Annotated in this window: 27 protein-coding genes and 1 tRNA gene; 12 read left to right on the top strand and 16 right to left on the bottom strand. The window is 54.5% G+C overall.

Annotation, left to right across the window (positions count from 1 at the left end):
- Positions 1–41 precede the first annotated feature (41 nt).
- Both FH603_RS01930 and FH603_RS01925 read left to right on the top strand, forming a co-directional pair.
- On the top strand, positions 42–323 hold the full coding sequence (locus FH603_RS01930) for a hypothetical protein (protein ID WP_186735506.1): 282 nt from the start codon (positions 42–44) through the stop codon (positions 321–323).
- A 92-nt stretch (positions 324–415) separates the two neighbouring features.
- Positions 416–1,687 (top strand): hypothetical protein, encoded by a 1,272-nt coding sequence (locus FH603_RS01925; RefSeq protein ID WP_186735504.1) that lies wholly within the window; start codon positions 416–418, stop codon positions 1,685–1,687.
- An 86-nt stretch (positions 1,688–1,773) separates the two neighbouring features.
- Here the strand turns inward: FH603_RS01925 and FH603_RS01920 are convergent, their stop codons facing one another.
- Together FH603_RS01920 and ald are read right to left on the bottom strand one after the other, a co-directional pair.
- A complete protein-coding gene (locus tag FH603_RS01920; protein ID WP_186735502.1) occupies positions 1,774–2,256 on the bottom strand; it encodes a group II truncated hemoglobin in 483 nt (160 codons plus the stop codon).
- A gap of 132 nt (positions 2,257–2,388) precedes the next feature.
- Positions 2,389–3,519, bottom strand: coding sequence for an alanine dehydrogenase (gene ald / locus FH603_RS01915; RefSeq protein WP_186735500.1), 1,131 nt, complete (start codon positions 3,517–3,519; stop codon positions 2,389–2,391).
- 172 nt (positions 3,520–3,691) lie between these two features.
- On the opposite strand from ald, the gene FH603_RS01910 reads away from it, so the two are divergent.
- Entirely contained in the window at positions 3,692–4,156 is a 465-nt protein-coding gene (locus tag FH603_RS01910; RefSeq protein WP_186735498.1) for an Lrp/AsnC family transcriptional regulator, read from the top strand.
- Positions 4,157–4,188: 32 nt separating this feature from the next.
- Here the strand turns inward: FH603_RS01910 and FH603_RS01905 are convergent, their stop codons facing one another.
- Complete coding sequence (locus FH603_RS01905; protein WP_186735496.1) at positions 4,189–5,820, bottom strand: carboxylesterase/lipase family protein; 1,632 nt, start codon at positions 5,818–5,820, stop codon at positions 4,189–4,191.
- A gap of 210 nt (positions 5,821–6,030) precedes the next feature.
- Between FH603_RS01905 and FH603_RS01900 the strand changes: the two genes are divergently transcribed.
- From FH603_RS01900 to FH603_RS01890, 3 genes are all read left to right on the top strand, one after another.
- On the top strand, positions 6,031–6,603 hold the full coding sequence (locus FH603_RS01900; RefSeq protein WP_186735494.1) for a glycine zipper 2TM domain-containing protein: 573 nt from the start codon (positions 6,031–6,033) through the stop codon (positions 6,601–6,603).
- 77 nt (positions 6,604–6,680) lie between these two features.
- Positions 6,681–7,133 carry a YybH family protein gene (locus tag FH603_RS01895; RefSeq protein WP_186735492.1) on the top strand — a complete coding sequence of 151 codons (453 nt, stop codon included), beginning with the start codon at positions 6,681–6,683 and terminating at the stop codon, positions 7,131–7,133.
- Positions 7,134–7,167: 34 nt separating this feature from the next.
- Positions 7,168–7,434, top strand: a complete 267-nt coding sequence (locus FH603_RS01890; RefSeq protein WP_186735490.1) for a hypothetical protein — start codon at positions 7,168–7,170, stop codon at positions 7,432–7,434.
- Between the two features lie 113 nt (positions 7,435–7,547).
- On the opposite strand, the gene FH603_RS01885 is transcribed toward FH603_RS01890, so the two are convergent.
- Both FH603_RS01885 and FH603_RS01880 read right to left on the bottom strand, forming a co-directional pair.
- Entirely contained in the window at positions 7,548–7,895 is a 348-nt protein-coding gene (locus FH603_RS01885) for a response regulator transcription factor (RefSeq protein ID WP_186735488.1), read from the bottom strand.
- Between the two features lie 602 nt (positions 7,896–8,497).
- Positions 8,498–9,850 (bottom strand): hypothetical protein, encoded by a 1,353-nt coding sequence (locus tag FH603_RS01880; protein WP_186735486.1) that lies wholly within the window; start codon positions 9,848–9,850, stop codon positions 8,498–8,500.
- A gap of 406 nt (positions 9,851–10,256) precedes the next feature.
- Here FH603_RS01880 and FH603_RS28895 point away from each other — a divergent pair, with 406 nt between their 5' ends.
- A complete protein-coding gene (locus tag FH603_RS28895; RefSeq protein WP_262891278.1) occupies positions 10,257–10,385 on the top strand; it encodes a hypothetical protein in 129 nt (42 codons plus the stop codon).
- On the opposite strand, the gene FH603_RS01875 is transcribed toward FH603_RS28895, so the two are convergent.
- Both FH603_RS01875 and glgP read right to left on the bottom strand, forming a co-directional pair.
- On the bottom strand, positions 10,367–10,750 hold the full coding sequence (locus tag FH603_RS01875) for a hypothetical protein (RefSeq protein ID WP_186735484.1): 384 nt from the start codon (positions 10,748–10,750) through the stop codon (positions 10,367–10,369). The genes FH603_RS28895 and FH603_RS01875 overlap by 19 nt on opposite strands.
- A gap of 223 nt (positions 10,751–10,973) precedes the next feature.
- Positions 10,974–12,665: an alpha-glucan family phosphorylase gene (gene glgP / locus FH603_RS01870; RefSeq protein WP_186735482.1), complete on the bottom strand. Its 1,692-nt coding sequence runs from the start codon at positions 12,663–12,665 to the stop codon at positions 10,974–10,976.
- A 276-nt stretch (positions 12,666–12,941) separates the two neighbouring features.
- Here glgP and FH603_RS01865 point away from each other — a divergent pair, with 276 nt between their 5' ends.
- Positions 12,942–13,535 (top strand): DUF1003 domain-containing protein, encoded by a 594-nt coding sequence (locus FH603_RS01865; protein ID WP_186735480.1) that lies wholly within the window; start codon positions 12,942–12,944, stop codon positions 13,533–13,535.
- Positions 13,536–13,936: 401 nt separating this feature from the next.
- Here FH603_RS01865 and FH603_RS01860 read toward each other — a convergent pair whose 3' ends face one another.
- The 3 genes from FH603_RS01860 to FH603_RS01850 form a co-directional block, all read right to left on the bottom strand.
- Entirely contained in the window at positions 13,937–16,549 is a 2,613-nt protein-coding gene (locus FH603_RS01860; RefSeq protein ID WP_186735478.1) for a cation-translocating P-type ATPase, read from the bottom strand.
- A 48-nt stretch (positions 16,550–16,597) separates the two neighbouring features.
- Positions 16,598–17,746 carry a 2-hydroxyacid dehydrogenase gene (locus FH603_RS01855; RefSeq protein ID WP_317171258.1) on the bottom strand — a complete coding sequence of 383 codons (1,149 nt, stop codon included), beginning with the start codon at positions 17,744–17,746 and terminating at the stop codon, positions 16,598–16,600.
- A 67-nt stretch (positions 17,747–17,813) separates the two neighbouring features.
- The gene (locus FH603_RS01850) at positions 17,814–17,966 is read right to left on the bottom strand and encodes a hypothetical protein (protein ID WP_186735476.1); all 153 of its coding nucleotides are present in this window, start codon (positions 17,964–17,966) and stop codon (positions 17,814–17,816) included.
- Positions 17,967–18,500: 534 nt separating this feature from the next.
- Between FH603_RS01850 and FH603_RS28890 the strand changes: the two genes are divergently transcribed.
- Positions 18,501–18,623 carry a hypothetical protein gene (locus FH603_RS28890; protein ID WP_262891277.1) on the top strand — a complete coding sequence of 41 codons (123 nt, stop codon included), beginning with the start codon at positions 18,501–18,503 and terminating at the stop codon, positions 18,621–18,623.
- Positions 18,624–18,659: 36 nt separating this feature from the next.
- Here the strand turns inward: FH603_RS28890 and FH603_RS01845 are convergent, their stop codons facing one another.
- The 6 genes from FH603_RS01845 to rpoN form a co-directional block, all read right to left on the bottom strand.
- On the bottom strand, positions 18,660–18,890 hold the full coding sequence (locus tag FH603_RS01845) for a hypothetical protein (RefSeq protein WP_186735474.1): 231 nt from the start codon (positions 18,888–18,890) through the stop codon (positions 18,660–18,662).
- Positions 18,891–19,089: 199 nt separating this feature from the next.
- The gene (locus FH603_RS01840; RefSeq protein WP_186735472.1) at positions 19,090–19,278 is read right to left on the bottom strand and encodes a hypothetical protein; all 189 of its coding nucleotides are present in this window, start codon (positions 19,276–19,278) and stop codon (positions 19,090–19,092) included.
- A gap of 242 nt (positions 19,279–19,520) precedes the next feature.
- Positions 19,521–19,594: transfer RNA gene (locus FH603_RS01835), tRNA-Arg, on the bottom strand.
- Between the two features lie 66 nt (positions 19,595–19,660).
- Positions 19,661–20,455 (bottom strand): enoyl-CoA hydratase/isomerase family protein, encoded by a 795-nt coding sequence (locus FH603_RS01830; RefSeq protein WP_186735470.1) that lies wholly within the window; start codon positions 20,453–20,455, stop codon positions 19,661–19,663.
- Between the two features lie 36 nt (positions 20,456–20,491).
- Positions 20,492–21,130 (bottom strand): hypothetical protein, encoded by a 639-nt coding sequence (locus FH603_RS01825; protein ID WP_317171257.1) that lies wholly within the window; start codon positions 21,128–21,130, stop codon positions 20,492–20,494.
- Between the two features lie 103 nt (positions 21,131–21,233).
- A complete protein-coding gene (gene rpoN, locus FH603_RS01820) occupies positions 21,234–22,685 on the bottom strand; it encodes an RNA polymerase factor sigma-54 (protein ID WP_186735468.1) in 1,452 nt (483 codons plus the stop codon).
- A 160-nt stretch (positions 22,686–22,845) separates the two neighbouring features.
- On the opposite strand from rpoN, the gene FH603_RS01815 reads away from it, so the two are divergent.
- The 3 genes from FH603_RS01815 to FH603_RS01805 all read left to right on the top strand — a co-directional run bounded on the left by FH603_RS01815 (position 22,846) and on the right by FH603_RS01805 (position 26,561).
- Positions 22,846–24,414: a nicotinate phosphoribosyltransferase gene (locus tag FH603_RS01815; protein WP_186735466.1), complete on the top strand. Its 1,569-nt coding sequence runs from the start codon at positions 22,846–22,848 to the stop codon at positions 24,412–24,414.
- A gap of 100 nt (positions 24,415–24,514) precedes the next feature.
- Positions 24,515–25,243: an HAD family hydrolase gene (locus FH603_RS01810; protein ID WP_186735464.1), complete on the top strand. Its 729-nt coding sequence runs from the start codon at positions 24,515–24,517 to the stop codon at positions 25,241–25,243.
- 172 nt (positions 25,244–25,415) lie between these two features.
- The gene (locus FH603_RS01805) at positions 25,416–26,561 is read left to right on the top strand and encodes a TIGR03364 family FAD-dependent oxidoreductase (RefSeq protein ID WP_186735462.1); all 1,146 of its coding nucleotides are present in this window, start codon (positions 25,416–25,418) and stop codon (positions 26,559–26,561) included.
- The last annotated feature ends 93 nt before the right edge of the window (positions 26,562–26,654 follow it).

The following is a 26,654-nucleotide window of genomic DNA, read 5'->3' as shown; positions in this document are numbered from 1 at the left end:
ACAACGTATAGATAGACTTCCTGGAACATACACCTACCCGCATGACATTCGATCAGTTTAATACTTCCTTAGATCAACCTCAGCCTCCTGCTGGTATTCATCCAGTTTTGACCGCGCTCTGGCACGATGCCAGGGGCGAGTGGGAGCAGGCTCATAATGTTGCCCAGAGCCGCGAAGGTGACCAGCCCTACGATCGGCTGCATGCCTACCTGCATCGGAAAGAAGGCGACCGGTTTAACGCCAACTACTGGTATAAACGGGCTAAAACGTCATTTTTTGACGGGTCACTGGCCGAAGAATGGGAAACACTCGTACGCCAGTAATTATGAGGTCGGTTTGACGTAAATAATTGTGGGCAGGGGCTTTTAAAAAATGCCGCTTTTAGCCTATATTGTGGGTATATTTTACCTGCCCTATGAACATAGCATTTCGGACCCTGTCTGGTGAGGAAGGTCCGATCAATTGCGAACTAATTCGCCCAACACACTACACAAAAGAGCGCGCTGACTGGGCTAACAATGCCTTCGATCATGCCGTCAAACAGTTTCTCCGCGAGTGGATCGACCACAGCACGGTAACGGGAAATCACCTGGACGCCGACCGGGATACCGACACCGATGCGTTTGTTGAGCACGGTGCCCTCCGCAGCTTCTTCAAACACAGCGACGATGCGCTGGAACGACTGCTAAGGCAGGATGCCATTGCGCGGCATCTTCTCCGGCCCGTTGGTGAGGTCTATTTCGAGAATGACGCTTATGAACCCATGCTGGCTGTCTTCGAGAAACGGATTTACAATCTAGCCGCTCACCGCGAACACCGTGAGGTCCCGTTTCGCTACAGCCCCGCCAGTCGGCAGGGTGCCCACGGCGATACCATTGGGCTGTTCGATGAACATACCGGCCAGTCCAGAGAAGACATCGGCATGTATTTCGGAACCCGGCGGTCGGATACCACTGCGTTGACTATCCTGGGCGATCACCTTCGTCGGCAGGCCCTGTTGCCGACCCCCACCAGCCTGCCTGTCCACGTTGTAACGGAAGGCTACATGACCGATTCGCTCCGTATGGTTCGGGATCGTTCCGAGCAGCTTCAGGCGCAGGGCGACACCCAGTTGCATTGTTTTGTCATTCAGCGACGCCATGCGGCCGACGACCGGCATCTGGGCGCGGCCCTGCTGGTTATGGACCCGGCACAGCCGGGCAACCCCCGGCGGATCATCTTCTGCGATACGCTGAACCCATTGGGGCAACCCCCGTGGTGGGATAAGTTCAAACAGAAGGTAGACGATGTATTTCCGCAGCCAGTTGATTGTGTACCCGTCTCGGAACGGCTGGAAGATGGCGGTGTCAATTTGCAGCGCCTTCATGATGGCGTGCCGGTGCGACATCAGGATATCGACTGTGCTTTTTACACGGCGTCGATGGTGAGTGCGCTGATCCAGGTGGCTCAATCGACTCCGGACCTGATCCTGACGGGTAGCATCAGCGAGGTTGTCAGCGCGATGACCGCCCGCATGCCCGCTTATTTCGAAGAGGCAAACCAGCCCAGAGATCCTGTTCAGGTTCGGGAGGAGAATGTTACCCGCCGGTGGAATACGGGCCGGGAAGCCTTGCAGAACCTGATGGGTGCGCGGGTTATCGGGCTGTCTACGCTGGAGCCTGACCTGTACAGCGCCGAAGTTGCCTGATTGATCTTCACTGATTTGACATAAAGAAGCGGCTTAGCCGGGTGGGTGTCCTGTTTATTCACGACAGTTATCCGGCTAAGCCGCTTTTATGGGATGTAGGGCCCGCCCGTTTCGCCCCAGCCCCACTTGGGCATGGGAGCCTCTACCTGTTCACTGATCGTATCTGTGTTGGAGTTCAGTACCGCCAGTCGTGATCCCCATTCCAGATAACCAACCAGGGCCGATCGAAACTCCGGGTCGTCAGGCATACCAACATCGTCGGCCGCATCCTGGATGAGCCGGACCCACCGCTGGCGCTGCGGTTCGGTCAGGTATTTGCCTACGTGATGATGAATCATTTCATAATGACTCCCTTCACTGTCGCTATACCGGGTTGGACCCCGAAAGACTTCGGCTACGAAATGAGCCACATGTTGCGCATGCGCGGGTGACATATCCCGAAAAACAGGCTCCAGCATAGCATCTTGGGCTACCCGCTGATAGAACAGGGTCGTCCAGGCTTCAAACTTTTCCATACCACCGGCCCATTCATACAGGGATGGGACGGGTATTGCGGTTTTTGGCTCCATGAGGCTACATGTTTAGATAACTGGTCAGGTAAGGTAGCCAAAAAAAGGCCGCCCCCAAAGGAAGCGGCCTGCGTTCGTCGATGAATAGGTAATATTGAATTCGATTCAGTAAGTGAGCTACTGAACAGAGGGTTAAGCGAGTTCTTCTTCGGTCAGTACGTCGTTGACCGGGGTGAGTTCCATACCGAATGCATCGGCAACACCTTTGTAAACAATCTTGCCTTCCACAACATTCAGCCCCAGTTTCAGATCTAGGTTGTCGCGGCAAGCCTGCTGCCAGCCTTTGTTGGCCAGTTGCAGCGCGTAAGGCAAGGTTGCGTTGGTGAGGGCAAGGGTGCTGGTGTAAGGCACTGCGCCGGGCATGTTGGCTACGCAGTAATGCACAACGCCATCGATAATGAACGTTGGGTCTTCGTGGGTAGTAGGCCGGCAGGTTTCAATACAACCACCCTGATCGACAGCTACGTCGACAAGCACCGTACCGGTACGCATCAGCTTCAGCATCTCACGGGTAATGAGGTGGGGGGCTTTCGCACCCGGAATCAGTACCGCGCCAACGATCAGATCACAAACCTTGATCATTTCCCGAATGTTGTATTCGTTCGACATCATTGTCTGCACGTTCGGGGGCATAATGTCGGACAGGTAGCGCAGCCGCGGCAGGCTTACGTCCATTATTGTGACATGGGCACCCAGCCCGGCGGCCATTTTAGCGGCCTGTGTGCCAACGATACCACCGCCCAGGATCAGGACATTGGCAGGTTTCACACCCGGTACGCCCCCCAGCAGAATACCCCGTCCTTTCAGGGGCTTCTCCAGATACTTGGCTCCTTCCTGAATAGCCATCCGACCCGCTACTTCCGACATCGGCACCAGCAGCGGCAGGCTGCGGTCGGGCCGCTCAACGGTTTCATAAGCCAGACAAACAGCGCCTTTCGCCAGCATGGCCCGCGTCAGCTCTTCCGACGAGGCAAAGTGGAAATAGGTGAAGAGGAGTTGATTTTCTTTGATCAGGTTATATTCGGATGCGATAGGCTCCTTCACCTTCATGATCATCTCGGCGATGCCGTAGATGTCTTCGATGGTTGGCAGCATGATGGCTCCGGCAGCAATGTATTCTTCATCTTCGAAACCACTTTCCAAACCGGCATTGACCTGTACGTGTACGGTGTGGCCGTATTTACGCAATTCAGTCACACCAGCGGGCGTCAATGCCACGCGGTTCTCGTTGTTTTTTATTTCTTTGGGAACGCCAATAACCATGATGACTGGAGTAGTTGGGTTGTCTGAGCCTACGGATACAAAGATAATTTCACGGTACATCTTTTCTAGTAGTGCCCCTTTAATTAGGAATTATGGCGGCAAATGTGTCATTTAGAAGAAAAAAATTCTAAGTACGTTTCATTTCTGCTCTTATCTCCGTAAAAAATCCGCGATGGACCTATTGGACAAGACCGACCGTGTTATTTTAAGTTTGCTGCAGGCAAACGCCCGGCTGACTATTCAGGAAATAGGGCAGCAGATCAACCTGTCCAAAACGCCGGTTCACGAGCGCATCAAACGACTCGAACGCGCCGGTATCATTGACCGGTACGTCACCATTGTCGATAAGAAGAAAGTGGGTAACGGCGTCATGGTGTACTGCCAGGTGACGCTCGACAAACAAACCCGCGACACCTTCGCCGACTTCGATGCGGCCGTGCGGGACCTGCCCGAAGTACTGGAGTGTAATCGGGTTTCGGGTACATTCGATTACCTGCTCAAAATTGTCAGCCGTGACATTGAAACCTACAACCGCTTTTATCAGGACCGGTTATCGGTCATTGCCGGTACGCTTCATATCAGCAGTTTCTTTGTCATGGCCGAAATAAAAAACTCCACCGTGGTGCCGGTGGAGTAAGGGTAAGCGGTCTGTATAAGTACTGCCAGCAGTTACTGCCGGGTGCTCATCTGATCTAAAAGCAGATACCGGTCCCGGTGTTGTTCGGTTTCCGGGCGGGTGTTTACGTCGATGTGCAGAAACTGTGCCGGTGCTTTGGTGCTGAGAGCAGGCCATTTGGGCAGGCAGGAGCCGTTGGGGTTGCCAGTCTTGATGAAGTTGGCAAAGTAGTTCTGCATGACTTCCGATACCTTATAATCGTCGGGTGTCCAGGCGTAGACCTTGTTGCCGGGCAGGTTGCCCATAGCATATTCGATCTCGGCCGAGTGAACGGCTCCACGAGCGGCTGGTTGCGGTTTGACAGGCGTGGCTGTCGTGCTTTTCACCACACCACCCGCCAGACCCGGTGTGGCGTTTCCCATTTCGGGGGTCATTGCCGGACGAGCGCGGGCATACAGGTAGCGGTATACCGGTTTCCCCGTTTTGCTTTGCAGATCGGCCCATTTCCAGGTGCTGTAGCCAATGAAACGATCACCAGCCAGGTCGGTTGCAACCTGCTCGATGGCTTCGCTGCTGCTGCCGTTATAGACCTTAAGCACTTCGTCGGCGCGGTCGCCATAGAGTTTCTGTACCGCTTTCGTGTAATTTTCAGCCGTTGGGGCATCCTGACCGAGAACGGCCCGGTAGTTTGATTCCTCCGAGTTCCAGCCAACCAGCAGCGGTACCTGTGCCTGTTCGCCCGCCTGGAAAATGGCCATGGGTGATTTAGGGAAGAAATAGCCGTCGATAGCCGATGAGAAGCGCGGTGTTTTAGGATTTGCTGTCGCTTCAAGCAGCTGCGCAGCTGGCATGGCCCGTAACTCGGCCAGCGATTTAGCACCCACCTGTTCGGCAAACTTCACGCCATTCTGTTCCGCTTCGGCCAGCGACGAAGGCGGTAGGGTGCCCAGCAGGGAGCCGCTTTCGCCAATGGCTTTTGCAAACAGATTTTTCGACAGGGGCGAGGCCATCTGAGCACTTACCGACACCGATCCGGCCGATTCACCGGCAATGGTGACTTTTTTGGGGTCGCCACCGAAGGCCGCGATATTTTGCTGCACCCAGCGCAGCGCAGCCGTCTGGTCGAGGTAACCGAAGTTGCTCGACGCTTTATTCGCCGATTCGGCGGTCAGTTCGGGGTGGGCCATAAACCCAAAAGCGCCCAGGCGGTAATTGACGGTAATCGCCACAATGCCTTTGCGGGCCATGCTCTCGCCATCGTAACGGGACTCGGAGCCATCGCCTGCGATGAAGCCACCCCCGTAGAAGTAGACCAGTACCGGCAAGCGCTCCTTGTCGGATTTTGCCGGGGTCCATACGTTAAGATATAGACAGTCTTCGCTCATGCCGTCTGATCGAAAGCCCATGTCACCGAAGACCGCCCGCTGCATGGCCCGGGGGCCGAACTTTTTGGTCTGGCGAACATCGGTCCAGTTCTTTGTGGGTTGTGGCTCTTTCCAGCGGAGGTCACCAACGGGGGGAGCGGCAAAGGGAACGCCCTTGAACGAGCGTACCCCACTGGCTTCGGTTGTGCCCTCAACGATACCATTGACGGTCTTGGCGCGTGGTGAGTCCATTTGGGGCTGAGCAATGGCTGTTATGCCCAACTGAACAGTTAGCAGTGACAGGCTAAGCAGAGTTTTCATGATAAATAGGTTGAAAAAAAATAAAAGGGCTGGCAAGGTATAGCCTACTTGTTCATTCGTTGGTTGGTTCAGAATTTAACCATCCGTAAACAAGGCGGCAATCCAGGATGTTAGGCTACTCGTAGATTACCGGACAGTAAACCTTTCCTATGTTCTATTGTCCAACGATCAGTTTTGTTATTTACACCACTTAATTTATTACGTAACGCTATGAAAACGATTCATTCTTACACCACGCTGACTTTATTACTGGCATTTATCATCAGCAGCTCCGTTCAGGCACAGCAGAGACGTCCCTGGAGTCCACAGGCCAAAGGTACCGCTATTGGTGCTGGCGTGGGTGGTGCAGCTGGTGCTATTATAAATAAACGTAACCGGGTCGTTGGCGGGGTCATCGGCGGTCTGGCCGGTGGGGCAGCTGGCTATGGTGTTGGCAAAAGTGTCGACAACCGGCGCAAAACGAATGCCCGGATTGCGGCTGCTGAGCGTGAAGCAGCCGAAGCCCGGCGCGAAGCTGCGCTGGCCCGTCAGGAAGCCGCCAGCGCGGCCAACAAACCCGCTGTGGTCGTTAATCGCCCGGTGGTGGCCCAGCGAAAAGCGGTACCCGCAGCCGTTGGTGCCGTGGCTGGTGCTGGCGTAGGCGCTGCGCTGGCGGCTACTGCTTTCTCTGCCCAGACGGTTTCAGACCCTTACTCCGGCAATGCGCTTTTTCTGAGCAACACCCATTACGGTGACCAGAGCTCTGCTTACCCCACGTCGGAGGTGCGCCGTAAAAGCTGGTAGTTGCCCTGGCTGTTACTCCCATCAGGACCCGGTCCCGATGGGAGCTTTCTTTCTACTACATCCATCACACATCCATCATGAAACCATCCATTTGTATCCTCTTCTTTGCGTTGCTGACATCGGCCTGCTCCTCGGGCGATGCAGTTAACGTGCAGGACCTGAACCAACAGTTCATTGGTGCCTGGAACAATAAAGACACCGAGAAAATCATCTCTTTTCTGGACGAGGATGTCCACTTCCTGCAGGGAAATACACATTTCAAGGGAAAGTCGGAGGTAGCCCAGAAATGGGTGCGGGAAACCCTGCCGACCCTGACAGATCTTAAAACGAACGTGGTTAGCTCGTCGGCCGATACGAAGACGGCTTACGAAGCAGGTACGTACTCGGTTGATGTATTGCCCGAAAGCCCCGACCAGCCGCATGGTATTGGTGAAGGAAATTTTATTCTGCTCTGGAAGAAAGGCACTGATGCTACCTGGAAACTCAGTTATGCCCAACTGGAGGGGTTGCCAGTACAGGTAAAGCAATAACCTTTAGAAGCGAATCACGTTAGCATTGAGTTTTATGAGCCCCGGTCCCAAGACCGGGGCTCTTTTTGGGCTACCCAAGTTGACGGATGATGAAAAGTCTACGCCAGCCAGAACCAGAGCGCCATTTGTGGAGATAACCATTCCCCCTGGAACTACACCCAGCAGCTTCACCCAGAATTTTAACAGCTTGCCCAGTACAGGTAATCTGGGGATTAGTAGTTCGACTGCCGGGTTGGTAGGATATCTGCTGAAGGTGTCGACCCAACGGCAATCGGAAACCGTGAAGGTGATCAAACAGTAGAGGATAGAGTAGTTTGGTAACGTGCCTGCCCGATTGCTTAGAGCAACATCGTACGATCAAGTATATACGTTATCCGAAAAGAGCGGTTTGTTTCGGTAGCCTGTTGCGCGTGTTTACAGGCACTGAAGCAGTTCCTCCTCGGTGAAAGGCTTGATCAGATAACCCGTAGCCCCCAGATCAATCCCACGTTGCCGGTCTTTCACTTCCGCAATAGCAGACATAAAGTAGAAGGGTATGGGTGTATAGCAGGCCTGGCTTCGTAATTCGCTCAATACGGCATACCCATCCATACCGGGCATGAGAACATCACAAAGCACCGAGTCGGGCCTGATTTCCTGGATGAGTTGTAAGCCACTGCGTCCATCTGAAGCCGAAGCAACCTGAAAACCCAGCAATTCCAACAGCTCAACCGTGTTTTCACGAATGGCTAAATTGTCTTCTATAACAAGAATAGTTTTCATGGGCTATTGAGGAAAAAGAGGTAAGCATAAACGGTTCAGAACAATCCGACGCGATCGATAAACTTCTTGACGGCTGGCACGGCCAGCGATTTGCAGGGTAAGGCGTTGAGCCGGTTCTAGCCTGAGCGTAACCCAGGGCCTCCACCAATCTGTTTGCTTTTCTGGAGATAACCTGTTGCACTACATTGGGTACAACTGTGTGGACTTACGTAAGAGCCTGCGCTTACGAAGAAGTGAAGATAAGGTTTGTTTAACTTTTTTCCAGAAAAAATAAATTAAATGGTGTTTTGGTTAAACAAGAATGTTGAAATAACGTGAACTATGGATAGATTTTTAGTTAAAAAATGGAATTCAATTAGGTGCTTTTTGTCATCCCGACGCAAGGAGGGATCTTCGGACAAGACAAAGTGCCCCAACTTACCGAAGATCCCTCCTTGCGTCGGGATGACAAAAAATCATCCATAGTTCGCGTTGAATTAATAGGTCAGTCGGTGCCCGGGAGGCAATACCGCTGTATTCCGGATTACGCTTGCCTGAGTGGCATCAAAAAAGCCCGCAACGCATCGTTACAGGCTTTTAGGCTTGATCACTGTCGGTTTTGGTTAGAGTGATGGCGTAGTCTGTGGTAACTGATGGGTTTTAAGAGGAACCGGTGCGTTGGCAGCAGCAAGGGTGTGAGGCTGGGAAGATGACGGAGTATACCCCGCAAGTGCCTTAAACAAGACAACCAGACTGGCCCGCCCGCCCAGCACCAGCACAACGTAAAATGCCAACAGGGGGTCGGTCCCGATGCCCCGGCTTACCAGCAACAGCGCCCCGGCGCAAAGCACGAGACCATAAGCCACACCTTTCACCAGCATGATGGCGGCCACTACCGGGCCCCAGGGTTTCCGCTGCCAGAGCCACACAGCCCCCAGCAGACAGGCGGGTACGATCAGCGACAGATCGAGGGCGTATACGATGCTGGTGGGATGGGCCGATTTTATAACCATATCCGGTAGTATACCCGTAGTCAGAAACCTGCCGATGGGCGGTAGTTCAACCAGAAGCAGCATCAGCGCAATGCCGGCAAGATAAACGGCCACGTATCGAAGGCCGTTCGGGCCGGGCCGCAAGGAATAAACAGGTAGTGAAACCAATAGGCCGATCAGTGCTACCAGACCCAGCGCCACGATACCGACATACAACAGAAACAGTACATTAAAAGCCGCACCGACCAGATAGAACGCATAATTATAGACGAAATAACCCAGTAGACCCGCCACGATAAGCCGGGCTTTCGGCTGTCGTTTCGCCAGGGTGATACAAAGGAGTGTGGTCACCGACAGGCCGACCGTTACCCAGTCGTTGGCGTGCCAGACCGTTTTTACAAAGGTGTTGTCGCGGTATAGCTGACTGAAAAAAAGACTCGTTATCGAGGTGATAGCCGCCAGGATTGCCACAATCGAGGCCAGCTGCGAAAGGGGCGGGGATACATTTGGCGTGACTGGCGCTGCCTGCCACAGATAAGCCCGGCTGTCAGTTGACAGAACGATCCACGCGGCCCAGGCTACGACCAGCGAAAACGGAAAGCCAGATCCGACCAGCAGGGGAATGATGTTCAGCAGGAATAGGATAGCGCCTATACTGGCCCAGCGTACCCACGCGCCGTTCAGGAGCATGCCAATACCAATCAGGAGTTGGCCGGTAGCAATCACCGGCACAATCAGCCCGCTATGCGAACTGAACCAGCCACTGATAAAGGCCCGATAGGGCGAAATGGCAAAGGCCGCGTACGTCTGGTAGATAGCGGGATTGGTCAGGCCAAAGAAGAAATTGGTGCCGGATGCGCCGATGAACAGAAGCGCAAAGAGCAACCGCGCCAACCGGGTGCTATGCCAGGCGGCCAGCAGAAAAAGCACCGATACGCCCTGGGCAATAAGGTAAGGGGTCAGGTTTTGGTCAAGTCCGTTCATGACAGGTAATTGTTTAAACAATAACAAATCAGTGGCGAAAGGCTATCTGGCCGGAAGGGGTAAAGCCGCTCGTTGCACTTGGTTCTCCGCTACTTTGCCTCGGAACGAGCGCTGCTTTTCCTGATTCAGGCAAAGTATATAGGTTACCGTTACAGAAGTCAAAGCTACGGGTCGGGTATCTGGCTAGAACTGACTTAAAACGCCCATTTGCCTGATTATCTTCATGGACCAACCTGCTGACTGCCAGCAAATAAAGCCCAGTCGCCATTCTGGGCAGCGATAGCCGGGATGGGGCGCGTTGACAGCTGTTTGGAACGATCAACACTGTTTGTGAGCAGGCTTAATAGCCGGGGCGAGTTCCAGCGCTCACCTTTACAGCGGTGTCTTCAACGCACCTGCCCAACTCATGAAAACACGTCTCCCATACAGCAACCGGAATCAGCTGGTATTGTCTGCTAACGGTACTATGCTTCATAATGGCATTAAGTTCTCCCTCGCCGGGGATACGCTGCTGCGTCAGTGCCGGGAAAAATAGTCTTTGACAAACGCATGTTGCTGATTGTCGGTCATTTTATCGGTCTGCTGAACCGCTATTTTTATCGTTTCGAAACGGTGATCCAGCCGTAACTGATTGAACAGTTCTGTTTTGGCATCGGTGGGGCCGAACAGAAGCACGTCGTCATAATTGCGGATTACTTCGCTCAGCCGTTTGTAATAGTCTCCCTTCTGGTGCTGTTCTCTGTTGTGCATCACCGCTTCGCTTCTGTTCAGCGTATGCACTTTATCCTGGTGAGAGAAGTCGGCGGAGAGGACGCGGGTCTCGAGCGGGTCCCTGGTAAATTCCATGAGGTTAGCGTTGGAATGGTCCATCCAGATGCCCAGTTTTTTTGAGGAGATCATTTCGGTAGTGTTTATGAATCAATGGTTTATTAGTACGCTGAGCCTGTTTAGGATTTCACGTTGGCCCCTGTTTCATTCAGCCAGGGGTCGGTCGTAGCCTGGACGGCCACGTCCGGGCGTGAACTATGTATTTCTCTCACCCGGACATGGCCGTCCAGGCTACGACCGGCCACGTCCGGCCAGTAATCCTAAACAGGTTCGCTGAAAAGAGTAGTCATCCCGCTCAGGCCGACTGGTGTTCGGCAGCCTGATTAACGGGCTGAGGCAGTGCGTATAGGGTCTGGTAATACTCGGCTGCCATCCGGTCGGCGTCGAAATAGGGGATAATATCGTGTAAACTGTTTTTTTGTATCGACAGCCATTGATCCGGTTGTTCGTAATACATCGGCAGAATGACCGTCTCCAGCAGTGTAAACAAGTTATCGGCATCGAAGGCGTCCTGTTCGTGTGCGGGCCAGGCAGGATCGGCTTCGGGCAAAACAAAACTGTTGATGCCGTTCCGGGCGAACTCCGGTACCCAGCCATCGTTGGTCGAGCAGTTGATAGCGCCGTTCATGGCCGCCGTCATTCCGCTGGTTCCGGAGGCTTCGCGCGTCAGCCGGGGGGTGTTCAACCAAAGGTCGGCACCCCGTTTGAGCAGCCTGGAGAGCTTAAGCTCGTAGCCCACCAGCACGGCACAGTTCACGTAATGGCGGGCCAGATGAACCAGCCGATCGAAGGTGCCGACACTGCCATAATCGTAGGGATACGGTTTGCCGGCCCAGATGAACTGAACGGGGTAGCGTGGGTTGGTCAGCAAGCGGTCGAGCCGGGCCGGGTCTGTCAGGAGGAGGTCGGCGCGTTTGTAGCCCGCAAACCGACGGGCCCATACCAGCGTGAATATATCGGGATTATAGAGGTCGCCTGTCTGATCGGCTACTTCGTCGAACAGTGCCTGCTTGCCCGACTTCTTGCGGGCTGTCAGGGCCGGGCCGTCGTCGCTGGCAGCCGCCACATCCAGCAAGGGGTCGCCCCAGAACAACCGGTTCTGGGCGTTGGTGATAGCAATAATGGGGCACAAGTCCGGGTAGTTCTGCCATAGCTGTTCGGAAACGGCGCGGTGCTTTTTAGATACTGCATTAGCGCGGCCCGCCAGCCGAAGCGCACCCAATGCCCAGTTGAAGGAATCGTCGGCGATACCGGTCAAAAGCCGGACCTGATCCAGCGGCAGGTAGTCGAAAAAGCCCATCCGGTCCAGCAGCCGGCTGTCGGAACAAGGGTTTCCGGCCTCTTCCGGCGTGTGCGTGGTAAACACCAGTCGTTCCCGAACGGCTTCTGCGCTACCCAACTGGTTGTAGAGATAAAATGCCAGGGGCAGCGGGTGGCTTTCGTTCATGTGGTACACGTCGGGGCAGATAGACAGTTGTTCCAGTAGCCTGGCCCCACCGATACCGAGCAGGATACTGGCCGCAATACGGGTTTCGGGATTGGGGTCATACAGCCGGTGGCAGATCGTCCGGGACAGGTAGTCGTTTTCGGGCAGGTCGGTGGACAGAAAATACAGCGGGGCCGTACCGAAAACCGGGGGCGGCAAATAATAAGCGGTCACCCAGACAGGCGCGTGGTTGACCTGAATCTGGAATTTCAGGTTTGTTGGCTCAAGGAAGCTGTACTGTTTCTCCATGAACAGGATGTCCATCGTCTGGTCTGCTCTTCGGCCCTGATCGTAATAGCCGTATTTCCACAGAATACCGATGCCTGTCATGGGCTGTTGCAGGCTGTAGGCACTGCGCATGTGGGAGCCTGCCAAAAAACCCAGCCCGCCGGAATAGGTCTTGAGCGGCTGGGCAATCGCGAATTCCATCGAAAAATAAGCTACCTGGCGTGCTGGCTGGAGCGGTACGCCAACAGCGTCAAATGGACTGGTATCGGGCATAAGGTGAGCAACTGATTAGATTGCCCCGAAGGTCTGCCATCGGGATTGCCACCCGGTTGAGAGCCATCAGCCTGGCCCCTGATTCTTATCAGCCTGACAGGTATCAGCTCATGGCCTGTCGGAGATCAACGAATGGCCAGCTGTCAATGCCGTTATTCGCGTTCATACGATCATCCCGCTCTTTGGCGCTGACGGAATCCCCGGGGAGGTTGAACCGTTTATTTTCGGTCAGCCAACGAGTCGTTATTACCCTTTTAATTCCCGTGAACATCGGATATGAACAACACAGAAATTGATCAACTGCTCTTTGATGAAAATGCACATCTGGAGAAATTACACCGGATCGTGAAGGAGACCCTCGAAGCCGAGCAGCTCATTATTCAAAACCTAGTAAACCCCCCGCTGGAAGTAGTGACGCCGGGGCAGAAGCTATCGGATAAGGTGGCGCAGTTTGGCGGAAGCTGGCGGTTCATCATTCTGTTCGGCATCATCCTCACGGGCTGGATCACGTTCAATGTGCTGGCCATCGGTCACTACAAATTTGACCCGTATCCCTTCATTCTGATGAACCTGATCCTGTCGTGCATTGCTGCCCTGCAGGCTCCGATCATTATGATGAGTCAAAACCGGCAGGAAGAGAAAGACCGCATGCGAAGTGAAAACGATTACATGATCAATCTGAAGGCGGAAATGCAGATTCGAAGTATCAATCAGAAAATAGATCTGCTGCTGGAAGAGCAAATTAAAACCCTGTTCGATACGCAGGAAAAACAGTTCATCTTACTTCAGCAGATCAATGATAAACTCGACTGTATCCTGACCAATCCCGAGGTCCATGAACATACTCTTGTCTGTAACGGGCACGAGTGATCTGGTCAACCGATGTGTCATCCCGAATTTAACGAATCGTTACACTTCGGAAAAACCTTACCCAAAAAGCTGCCTGGTTCCGGCACATCTGTGGGGGCGTGGCGTCAGGTCAAGTGCCGTATTGTCGGAGTAGATCTCCAGCCTTGGTCAGCTAGCCCCGTAAGGGCGACCTGTCACTAGTTGGTAGCGCTCCTATCCTCTCTAAAGCGCCGTAGGTGCGACCTAACTGAACTGGATTAGGTCGCACCTACGGCGCTTTAGGGGGCTATTCCTTCTTTCTTTTCTATTGACATGTCGCCCCTACCGGGCTTTTCTGTAGGAAAAAAAGAAGTGTATACACGGTAGGTCAAGGTACCTGACACCACGCCTAATACCCTTGTTTTCTAAAAAGATAGCGACTTTTAACATTCGGGATGACTCATGTTTGTTGGTAACTGAACGCGTTTACTCCGTTTGCGCTGAATCAGTTTTACCAGCTCGACGGCCCAGAACGTAAGGCTCGATACGGCTACGGTAACGCCCAGTTCGGTCCAGGTCAGCGGCTTTGTACTGAAGAGGTCATTGAAGAACGGGGTATATATAATCATCAGCTGACCGGCAACGGTAATCAGAATGGCGGCCAGCATGCGTTTGTTGGCCAACAGGCCAATGCTGAACACCGACCACTGCCGGGACCGGATTGCGATGGCATTACCCAGCTGACTGAAGCAGAGTACGGTAAAGGTCATGGTTTGCCAGTGATCAACGCCCCGGTCAATAGCCCAGGCTTCGATACCCAGGGTAACGGCCCCAATCAGAAAACCCACCCAGACAATGAACCAGCCCAGCCCATCGCCGAAAATAGTTTGCCGGGGGTCGATGGGCGGGCGTTCCATGCTGCTTTTTTCGGCGGGTTCGTAGGCCAGTGCCAGGCCGGGCAATCCATCCGTCAGCAGATTGACCCACAAAATATGGATCGCCAGCAACGGAATAGGCAGGCCGAGAAAAGGCGCTGCGAAAATCGCGACCATCTCGCCTGCGTTGCCCGACATGATGTAGCGGATAAACTTCAGGATGTTATCGTAGATCCGTCGGCCGTGCTTAACCGCTTTAACAATGGTGGCAAAGTTATCGTCGAGCAGGATCATGTGTGCGGCTTCTTTGGCCACCTCCGTCCCGTTGATGCCCATGGCGATGCCGATGTCGGCGTTTTTCAGGGCCGGCGCATCGTTGACCCCGTCGCCGGTCATGGCTACGAACTGGTCGCGGGTCTGTAGTGCCTGAATGATCCGGAGCTTCTGCGCCGGATCGACACGCGCATATACCCGCACCTTTTCGACGATGGCTGCGAACGCAGGCTCATCCAGTTTGGCCAGTTCCGGTCCGGTCAGTACCAGATCATCGGCTGATGAAACAATACCCAGGGTTTCGGCAATGGATCGGGCGGTTAGCTTATGGTCGCCGGTGATCATGACCGTAACGATGCCGGCCTGTTTGCATTCGGCTACGGCCTGCCGGGCTTCGTGTCGGGGCGGGTCTATGAGGCCCACGAACCCCATAAACGTCAGGTCGGATTCGATGGTGGCGGGGGTAAGGGTGGCTGGGAGTTTAGGTAACAGCTTGCCAGCGTAGCCCAGCGTCCGGTAGCCCCGTTCGGCCATCGCGTCGACGCGTTGTCTCAGATCGGGAACGGCCGTTTGCTGGCCGGCTTCGAGCTGGGTGAACAACGACCCCACGGCCCCTTTGGTGATAACCAGCACGCCCTTGTCGGTTTGGTGGAGGGTGGTCATACACTTGCGGTCTGAGTCGAATGGGAGTTCGGCAATGCGCGGGAACCGGGATTCGAGCGTTGTTCGCTCATAGTCTCTGTCGGCGGCATACCGGGCCAGCGCTACTTCGGTGGATTCGCCCAGCCAGTGTCCGTCATCATCCCTGGTGACGTCGTTATTGAGTGCCAGCGCGGTGAGCAGTGCGTCGCCATTGGATAAGCCGGGCAGGGAGAAATCGGGCGATTTGTCGACTTCCTCCACTGTCATCTTGTTGAGCGTCAGGGTGCCGGTTTTGTCGGTGCAGATGTAGGTGACCGACCCCAGCGTTTCAACGGCCGGCAGCCGGCGGATGAGGGCGTTATTCTTTACCAGGCGTTTGGCACCCAGGGCCAGGGCAATGGTAACCACGGCGGGCAGGGCTTCGGGAATAGCAGCTACGGCTAATGAAATGGAGACCAGCAGCAAATTCAGTAGCGGCTCACCGCGTAACCACCCGGCCACGAAGAAGAGCCCGCAAATGACCAGTGCCCCAACCGACAGGCCTTTGCCAAAGATGGCCAGCCGTTTCTGGAGGGGGGTGTTTGTTTCGTCGCGCTGGATCAGTCGGGCAATTTTTCCCAGTTCGGTGTTCATCCCCGTGGCGACGACATAGGCGGTGGCGCGCCCATTCGTTACGAACGTACCCTTGTAGCCCATATTCACCCGGTCGCCGAGCGGATACTCACCGGGGGGAAGCGCATCCGGTTTTTTCTCGACGTTATCCGATTCGCCCGTCAGTGACGACTCATCGACTTTGAGCGCGTGGGTATCCAGAAACCGAACGTCGGCGGGAATAATCATACCGGCTTCGAGCAGCGCCACATCGCCCGGTACCAGGTCGGCAGTGGCCACCAACAGCGTTTGTCCGTTTCGCCGTACATGGGCCTGATTGGCCGCCATCTTTTTGAGGGCTTCCATCGATTTCTCGGCCCGGTACTCCTGAATAAACCCGATCAGCGCATTGAGCAGTACAATGGCCAGAATTACGTAGGCCGATTTCTCTTCGCCCACCGCCACCGAAATAATAGCGGCTGCGATAAGGACCAGAATCATGACATCGGTAAACTGGTGTAGCAGAATGAGCCAGACGGTCTTTTTGCGGACGTCGGTAATCTGGTTAGGGCCAGCTTTGGCCAGCCGCTGCCGGGCCGTTTCGGCGCTGAGCCCGGCGGGGGACGTATCCAGCGAACGGGCAACATCGGTAATCGGCGTGACGTAGAAATCCATAGCGGTTGATGTTGAGCAGGGTTGATAGGATGGCGGCTGCCGGAGAACTTACCCGACAACCAACGCCTTTTCGGGTAGGTGTTCCTGCTCCAGAGCCGTCAGGTTGCTGATCGTTGTGTCGGCGATCTGCTCCATGGCCTCGCGGGTGAAGAAACCCTGGTGTGACGTAACCAGTACGTTTGGCAGGTGAGTGAGGGCGTTCAGGTCTGCATCGGGCAGGGGCTTATCCGACCAGTCGGCAAAGAAAAAGTCGTCTTCCAGCTCGTACACATCCATGCCCAACGCGCCCAAGTGCCCACTTTCGAGCGCTTCCAGCACCGCAGGCGTATCGATCAGGCCACCCCGGCTGGTGTTAAGCAGGTAGGCCCCCGGTTTCATGCGGGCCAGCGCGGCTGCGTCGATCAGATGGTGAGTTTCGGGCAGCAGCGGGCAATGCAGCGAAATCACATCGGCCTGTTCCAGAATTTCCTCCAGCGAAAGAAACGGTACACCCAGCGCCTGCAACTGGGGCGAGGGTACTTTGTCATAGGCCAGCACCTGACAGCCAAACCCAAGCATGATCCGGGCAAAAGCCGCTCCGATCTTGCCCGTCCCGATTACCCCAACCCGCCTGCCGTAGAGGTCGAAACCCATCAGTCCGTCGAGGGTGAAGTTGTTGTCTTTCGTGCGCTGGTAGGCCAGATACGTTTTTCGGTTCAGCGACAGCAGCAGCGCCACCGCATGTTCGGCAACGGAATGGGGCGAGTAAGCGGGAACACGCAAGATACGGAAGCGGAGCTCCTGTGCTGCCTCCACATCGACCTGGTTAAAGCCCGTACAGCGCAGGGCGATCAGTTGAATGCCCTGTTCGGCCAGCGCCTGCAACACGGGGCGCGAAAGCTGGTCGTTGACGAACACACAAATGGCCTGGTGGCCAGCCGCCAGCCGAACTGTTTCCGGTGTCAGCGTCTCGGTCAGGAAGGTTAGTGTATGGTGGTGGTTGCGGTTGGCCGCTTCCAGGAAAGGCTGTTCGTAGGGTTGGCTGCTGAAAAAAGCGATGTTCATTCGGGTCGTTCGTTTGTTGAGAAAAATTGACATCAACCAGCGGCTGGTCTGGGTAAGTACGTCAGTCGGGCCACGCCTGTACCGGGCTTTGCCGTCAGGAACCGTCGTTTGCCGGGCAGGAACCGCACAGGCCGCTCTGCTTTGTGGGCGCACGCAAACAAAAGGAGCGTGTTTCGCCTGCAAGGTAAGTGAAGCAATGAGGATTACAGGCGTGTTGCCGTTATAACCCGAGTCGTTGTGCCCGATCGGTTATCAGGTCGCCGTACATCTGTTTGCTGTTGGGGGTCAGGAAGCTGCGGTCGATCCAGTCGAACACCACCGGTAATCGCTTGCCGAAACGCCCGTATACATTGCTTCGCTGTTTATCCGTCAAACCCAGATAGTGGGCAAAAGCAATCCAGTCTTCGTCAAAGACGAAGTGAGTTATCCACGCTATGAACCTGTTTAGGATTTCATGTTGGCCCGTGTTTTATTCAGCAAGGGGCTGGTTGTAGCCTGGACGGCTACGTCCGGGAGTGAAACGGGGCTCTTCTTACCCGGACGTGGCCGTCCAGGCTACAACCGCCACGTCCTGCCAGTAATCCCAAACAAGCGCTATACCTGATCGGGTATATTTTTAGTAGATCGACTCTAAATTATACCTGATCGGGTATAATTTAGAGTCATCCCGCGGGGTTTTATCCGTCCGAGTACGGCAGATCGGGACGTGGGGCCCAATTGTTCAGGCGGTTAATTCAGGAAAAGGCGCGGTCGTGCACAGCAGCTCCACATTGCCTTTGATGTCCATTATAAAACCATGAACCTGGATGGGTAGCTCTTTCTTAAGTGTTACCGGATTGGGATTGGCGGCTGTACGGTTTTTCAGATACCCGACCAGCTTATCGGAAAGCTGTTTGGCGTACCGTTGATGATCGTCGAATTCTTTCTGGTAGCCCTGCTCTTCGTAATCACCCAGATCATTTTTCAGAAACGCTTTGTAAGCCCCACAATTTCGATGTTCGAGAATATAGATGTCTTTGATGTGGTGTAGCTGGATAGCGAGGTCTACGTGCTGAAACAGCCCTGTTTACCAGCACTGGTAGTCGGCAATCCGGCTCAGTTGATCATCGGGCGCAGCCGAACCCACCAATGCACCAATAGACGCCCCGGCCATAATGTACTGGTCGTAGCGGTTAATGAGATTTTCGTGCTCCATAAAATGGGTAATGTTATCGAGCAGGCGCAGGTCCATGCAGCTTATCAACAACACATTGTGGAGCGGGGCTTTGTAGCCGGAAGGGTAGTTTCTTAAGAACATCAGCGTAGACTTTAGTAGTGCTGTTTCTAACCGCCTTCCTCGCTTTCTTGTTTATAATCAGGTCGCTAGGTAGAATATTGGCTTTTCTGACGAACGGGTTCACAACCTGGACAAGGCCACGTCAACCGGCGAAAAATGGACCGTATAGGGGCATCTTAGGGAACAACCTGCCTTTTACATTGCTTCGCTCCGAAAATAGTTAATTCGATTCGTCGGGCTCTTCGTGAATTACTTTCAGAATGGCCATAAAGCCAAGGGCACCCATAAGCAGCATGACCAGGAAACGGGCTTCGAGCAAGCCGCGCAGCTGAAACCCGCAGTTGTGAAATACAACGAAGAATACGGCTGCGAAATAGAGCACAGCTGAAAAACGAGCTAAATTTTTCATAAGTTGAGAGGTTGTATAAATGCAGGTAGTCCCCTTACACGGATATAACTGTCTTTGGCAACTGTCGGTTTAGTAACTTATTCAGGGTTGTTGCCAACATTCTGGGAAAATGTTTCAAATTGCCGGACACGGCTACCGGGGCCATGTCGAACTAAAACTGGATCCTTGAAGGGGATAAGGTCATTTGTACGCAACTAAAAAAACCGGTTAGCTTTTGAAAGCTAACCGGTTAATAGGCTCAGTGCACTTGTAGGGATTCGAACCCCAAACCTCCTCATCCGTAGTGAGGTGCTCTATCCAATTGAGCTACAAATGCATTGCTATGAAGTATTTCCCGTTGATAGGGAGTGCAAAAGTAGGGAGAAAAAAGACGTCTGTCAACCTATTTGCCCGAAAAATTTGCTTTGCGCTTCATCAGGAACGAGCCGATACCCTCGGCCGCATCCGCCGATCGGCCCAATGCATCCTGATTTTCAGCCTCCTGCTCCAGTTGCTGGTCGAGGGTGGAGGAGAGCGATTCGTTCAAAACTTTTTTCATCGCACCAATGGCGCGGGTCGGCGCAGTGGCGTAATACCCGACAACCTGGTCGACAGTGGCGTCCAGCTCAGCCGCCGGGACCGACTGGCTTACCAGGCCGATCCGGGCCGCTTCGGGGCCGTAAACCCGTCGGCCGGTGCTGCTGAGTTCAAACGCCCGCTGCGGACCAACCAGCCGCGGCAGAAAAAACGTAGCGCCGGCGTCGGGCATGAGGCCTATGTTGACGAAGATCTGGCTGAAATAAGCGTCGTCGGTGCAGATGACCACGTCGCAGGCCAGCGCCAGCGAGCAGCCAGCCCCGGCCGCTACGCCGTTGATACGGCCAATGACTGGTTTGGCGATGTTTCGGATGGCGCGGATCATGGGGTGGTAGCCCGCCCGCAGCGACTCGCCGAGGTTCATGCCGCCCGACGACTGGGCATTGGCAAACCCTTCTTTCAGGTCGGCACCGGAGCAGAACGCCCGATCGCCTGTTCCGGTGATGACCAGGACGCGCACGCTGTCGTCGGCCCCGGCTGCCTCTACCGCTGTGGTGATGTCGCCGATCAGGCCGGGGCTGAGCGCGTTATAAACCGATGGCCGGTTGAGGGTGATCCGGCAAATGCCGTCGGCCAGCTCGTAAAGAATATTTTCGTACATGAAGTATAGGGTTTGGGGTGGTTCAGCCCGGCCAGGCTACACCAGCCAGAATACGGCCACTAAGCTAACGATTAATCCGAGTACGACGCCCGCACCGATCTGGGCGGGGGTGTGGGCGTTGAGCCTGAGCCGGGCACTGCCCACCAGTCCTGTGAGCAGGACGCTCAGCAGCAGGGGCACAAAGAGTTCGGTCAGGCTGAATTTAAGCATGACACCCGCAAGAATGCCCACCACGCCACTGATACCTACGCTATGGGCGCTGATTTGCCAGTATAGGCTGATGATACCAACGAGCAGGATAGACAGGGCTATGGACCCCAGCAGCACCCCAATCTCGGGGGCAATGGTCGAGATAAGGTCCATCCTGAACGCGAACAGATACGTTAGCAGCACATAGACCAGGGCCGTCAGGAAAAAGGGGAGCCGCCGGTCGGCGAGGGTGGTCAGGTGCAGGGTTTGTACGAGTCCGCTCCGGTAGAGGTAATAGATAAGCAGGGCGGGTACACCGAACGTACCGACAAAAATCAGCACCAGCAGGCTAAGCCGTATGGTGGGTGCGTATACATCGACCCCCAGCACGTTGGGTACCTGAAACAGTAAAATGCCAAACACGAATGTCGGCATCAGCAACGGGTGAAAGGCAACGGAGAGGAAACGGGCGAAAGACGTAGTCAATGATCAATAATGGATGATGAACGATACTCGGGAAATGCCACGGCAAAGGTACCAACTACAGCGCACCCTCGTTCATTATCAAGCGTTCATCATGCATCATTTTTTATAATTGTTTACGCAGCCGTGCCACCGGGATGTTGAGCTGTTCGCGGTACTTGGCCACCGTCCGGCGGGCAATATTATAGCCCCGGTCGTTGAGGATCTTTTCGAGCTTATCGTCGGAGAGGGGGTTAAGCTTGGGCTCGTTGTCGATCATCTCGCGCAGGATGTTCTTCACTTCGCGGCTGCTGACATCTTCGCCTGAGTCGGTGGCGATACCTTCGGAGAAAAAGTACTTGAGCGGATAGATCCCGAACTCGGTCTGTACCGCCTTGCTGTTGGCCACCCGCGATACTGTCGATACGTCCATATCGATCAGCGTAGCGATATCTTTCAGGATCATGGGCCGGAGCCGGGACTCGTCGCCGGTCAGGAAAAAGTCGTACTGGAAACGCACGATGGCGTTCATGGTGCGGAGTAGTGTTTGCTGCCGCTGCTTGATGGCATCGATGAACCACTTGGCCGCATCGAGTTTCTGTTTCACGAATGTGACTGTCTCCTTGAGAGTCTTGTTCTGCTTGCTGCTCTTGTCGTAGGTATCGAGCATGTCGGCAAACGAACGGCTGATGCGCAGCTCGGGCGCGTTTTTCGAGTTGAGCGACAGTTCGAGTTTCCCGCTGGCGTTGACCAGGATAAAGTCTGGAATGAGGTACTGCGCCGTACTCGACTCGCCCTCGACAGAGCCGGGTTTAGGGTTCAACTTTATGATGATGTCGACGACTTTTTTCAGCGAGTCGTCGCTGATGTTGAGCCGTCGCTGAATTTTGTCGTAGTGTTTCTTGGAGAACTCGTCGAAGAAATCTTCGATGATGCGAATGGCCAGCACGTTGTAGGGCTCCGTCTGGTCTTTGCGGTGGAGCTGAAGGAGGAGACATTCCTGGAGCGTGCGGGCGGCAATACCGGCCGGATCGAACGACTGTATTTTATGCAGCACCTCTTCAATCTCGTCGGTATCGGTGAATATGTTCTGCGAAAAAGCAAGGTCGTTGACAATGGCCTGCATCGACCGGCGGATATACCCATCGGTTTCGATACTGCCGATGAGCTGCAATCCAATTACCCGCTGCTCCTCGGTAAGCTGCATATAGCCGAACTGCTGGAGCAGCGAATCGGCCAGGCTTGAGCTGGTAGCCAGCGGCATGTCGCGCTCTTCCTCATTGTAGTTGCCGTCGCCCTGCATCTTATAACCGGCATAATCTTCACCCTGCAAGTAGGTGTCTATATCGAGGTCTTCGTTGCGATCTTTGACGTCGTCGTCATAGTCATCGTCGAATGAATCGTCTTCCTTCTGCTCATGATCGTCGTCGGCTCCCTCTTCCAGGGCAGGGTTTATTTCCAGCTCTTCTTCGATCCGTGCATCCAGTTCGACCGTCGGAATTTGCAGCAGTTTTATGAACTGTATCTGTTGAGGAGACAGTTTTTGCTGGAGCGACTGGGAAAGGCTTAACTTCTGCATGGCGGTTATCGGTGGCGTACGGGCTAAGGATCAACAAATTACTGCGATGAGCAAGCTGTCGATAAAAGTGCCCCTCACAATTATCAGACCAATTTACTTTGTTATTTGTTTTCGGCCACATAAATTTTCTATAAAGTCGCGGGCCTGTACCTTCGTTGTCATGACGAACAAACTATATGATACTTCGCTGAGTCTGTTAACCGACCTCTATCAGGTCACGATGGCCTACGGCTACTGGAAGGCTGGCATGACCGATGACCGGCAGCCATCTTCTGACTCAACCCGCTCGGGAGCAGCCGAAAAGGAAGCGGTATTTAACCTGTATTTTCGAAAAAACCCATTTAGCGGGGGCTTCACCGTATCCGGCGGGCTGACCAACGTGATCGGTTATATCAATAATTTTGGCTTCTCCCGGAAAGACCTGCGCTATCTCCGTAGCCTCACTGGCAGCGACGGACAGCCGCTGTTTGAAGAGGGGTTCCTGACCTACCTGGCCAATCTGAAGCTTAGCTGCGATATTGACGCTATTCCGGAAGGAACGGTCGTCTTTCCCAATGAGCCGCTGCTGCGGGTGCGGGGGCCTATTCTCCAGTGTCAGCTGCTGGAAACGCCCTTGCTGAACCTCGTCAATTTTGAGTCGCTGATCACGACAAAAGCGGCCCGGTTGCGGCTGGTGGCCGGTACCGACACCTTACTGGAATTCGGACTACGGCGGGCGCAGGGTGCCGACGGGGGCATGACGGCGAGCCGGGCGGCCTATATTGGTGGCTTCGATGCTACGTCGAATGTGCTGGCCGGGAAGCTGTACGATATTCCCGTTCGCGGTACCCACGCCCACAGTTGGGTGATGTCGTTTGATACGGAGCAGGAAGCCTTCGATACCTATGCCGAGATGATGCCCAACAACGTAACCCTGCTGGTCGATACCTACGACACCCTGGAAGGGGTCAAACATGCTATTCAAACGGGCCATAAACTTCGGCAAAAGGGCTACGCATTGAGTGGAATCCGGCTCGATTCAGGTGATCTGGCCTACCTGAGCATCGAGGCCCGCAAGCTGCTCGACGCGGCCGGATTTACGGATACCGCTATTGTTGCCAGCAATGATCTGGACGAAATAATTATAAACAGCCTCAAACAGCAGGGCGCGAAAATTACCGTTTGGGGTGTTGGCACGAAACTCGTGACAGCTTACGACCAGCCTGCGCTGGGCGGTGTTTATAAGCTGGCGGCCGTTCGTCAGGCAAACCATGCCGATCCGGATAGTGATCCCGCCGAAAACCACACCGCCGTGCGCTGGGATTACAAGATGAAACTGTCGGAGCAGGCGATCAAAATATCGACGCCGGGCATCCAGCAGGTACGCCGGTTTCGGGATGAGCGGGGCTTCCTGGCCGACATGATCTTCGACGAGGAGCGGAGCGCCGATGATCTGAACGAGGCTACAACCACCATGATCGACCCGCTCGACTTCACCAAACGCCGTCGGTTCGAAGCCGATCAACCCTTCGAGGATTTGCTGGTACCTGTTTTTCGCGGAGGTGAGCAGGTCTATGATTGCCCCGACATCCATGCCACCCGTGCCCGGGTACAGGAGCAACTGGCCGGACTGCATCCCGGCGTGAAGCGATTCGTCAACCCACACACGTATCCGGTCGGCCTGGAAAAGAGCTTACACGAACTGAAAACAGAACTGATCCTGAAACTGCGGGAGGGGGGAAGGGAATGAGTGAATAATTTTTCTTAACACCTGCTTAACGGACTGTAGTAAAAGTTTGCGTTGTTTTACCGTTCCGCTTCGGCGGCCCACTTTTCCAGAACTTCCCATCATGCAACCCATTGAATTAGTGGTATTCGATATGGCCGGTACGACCGTGACCGACCACCATGAGGTAGAGCGGTGTTTTGCTGAGGCAGCCACCCAAACGGGGCTATCCGTTACCGACGAGCGAATTCTGGCCATGCAGGGCCTGGCGAAACGGTATGTGTTCGAAACACTCTGGAAAGAGCAACTGGGCGACACCCATCCCGATGTTCAGTCGCAGGTCGATGTTTCTTACGCAGCGTTCAAAGACATCCTCGAACATCATTACCTCACCAACGGTGCCACACCGACCGAAGGCTGCCTGGAAACACTGGCGTATCTGCGCGAACGGGGTATCGCCGTTGCGCTGACAACGGGGTTTTACCGCGTCGTAACCGATATTATCCTCGACAAGCTGGGCTGGCTGGCCGATCTCGACGAGCAGCATAGGGGAGGGCCATCCAGCATCATTCAAGTCTCTATTGCCAGTGATGAGGTGGAGCGCGGCCGACCCTACCCGCAGATGATCGAGCGGGCCATGCAGCTGCTGAACGTCACGAATCCCAAAGCGGTCGTTAACATCGGCGACACACCTTCTGATCTGTTGTCGGGTCGGGCGGCCGGGGTTGCCCTGAACATAGGTATTACCAACGGTACCCATACCGCCGATCAACTCGATGCCTACCCCCACGATCTGCTCATCGGCTCATTACGGGAGCTACCAGCTTTGATCAGACAGGTAGTGATGGACTAGTTGTATTAGTCGTAGAAGTCATAATAGTCGTAGAAGTCATAAGTCGTAGAAGTCGTAAGTGGCTGATGCAGGCTTGTTGCTTTCGCGTCAGCCACTTACGACTCTTACGACTCTTACGACTTACGACTTCTACGACTTCTACGACTATCCTCACCCCTTCCCTAAAAAAACCATGTACGACTTGATCATTATTGGCGCTGGGGCGCTGGGTGCGTTTCATGCCTATCATGCGGCCAAAGCGGGTCAGCGGGTGCTGCTGCTTGAAAAAGACCGCTATCCGGTAGGGGCCACGGTACGCAATTTCGGGCAGGTGGTGCCTTCCGGTCTGGCCGGAAGGTGGTTCGACTATGGCCGGCAGAGCCTGGCTATATACCGCGACATCCAGCAGCAAACCGATATTACGGTGCGGCAGAACGGTACCCTCTATGTAGCGTCCGACGCCGACGAGTGGCAACTGGCCAACGAACTCCACGACCGGTATGTAGGGCTGGATTACCCGAGCGAATTGCTCAGTAAAGCGCAGTGCCTCGACAAATACCCGCACCTGAGAGCCGATTATGTCGTAGGCGGATTATACTTTCCCGAGGAGATGAGCGTGGAGCCGGAGCAGATGATTCACCGGCTTATTGGCTATGTGCAGCATAAATACGGTGTCGACTACCGACCTGGTTCGGCGGTTATCGATGTGCAGTCAAATTATGCCGGTGCCATTGTTACTTTGTCCAACAAACAGCGTTTTCAGGGCGGGCGGGTACTTATCTGTAACGGCCATGAGGTGAAGCTGCTGTTTCCTGAGCTGCTGGCCGATGCCGGGCTGGTCGTCAGCAAGTTGCAGATGCTGCTGGCCGAACCGGTGGCCGGTCTGCCGTTGCCGGGGAATATCCTGACGGGCCTGTCGATTCGGCGGTACGAAGCGTTTCAGGAGTGCCCGTCTTATCCTTCGATCACCACACCCGATCACCTGGCTGAACTCAAAAAGTGGGGTATTCATATCCTCTTCAAGCAGGCCACCGATGGGTCGATCATCGTGGGTGACTCGCACGAGTATGCCGATGCCACGCAGGCCGAAGACCTGGGCTACCATACGCAGGATTTTATCAATGACCTGATGCTGACCGAAGCCCGGCGGATCGTGACGTTTCCGTTGACGATCCGGAAGACGTGGGCGGGCTTCTATAGCCAGACACCAGCCGAGATCTTCGAGTACGATATCGACGAGCATATCCGCATCGTGACCGGCATTGGCGGCAAAGGCATGAGCTCCGGTGCGGGCTTCGCCGGGCATACCATCCGGCAGTGGCTGGGCGTGGGCGTTTAGGGGCTCGCTGTTATCCTTTTATGAATTTTTTTAAAATCTATTCATAATTCATTGATAAACAGCACACATTGACGTAACGGTGTGCACATACTT

Source organism: Spirosoma utsteinense (genome assembly GCF_014282275.1).
Taxonomy (GTDB): domain Bacteria; phylum Bacteroidota; class Bacteroidia; order Cytophagales; family Spirosomataceae; genus Spirosoma; species Spirosoma utsteinense.
Note: the sequence above shows the minus strand (reverse complement) of the source record. Positions and strands in the feature narration are given on the sequence as shown.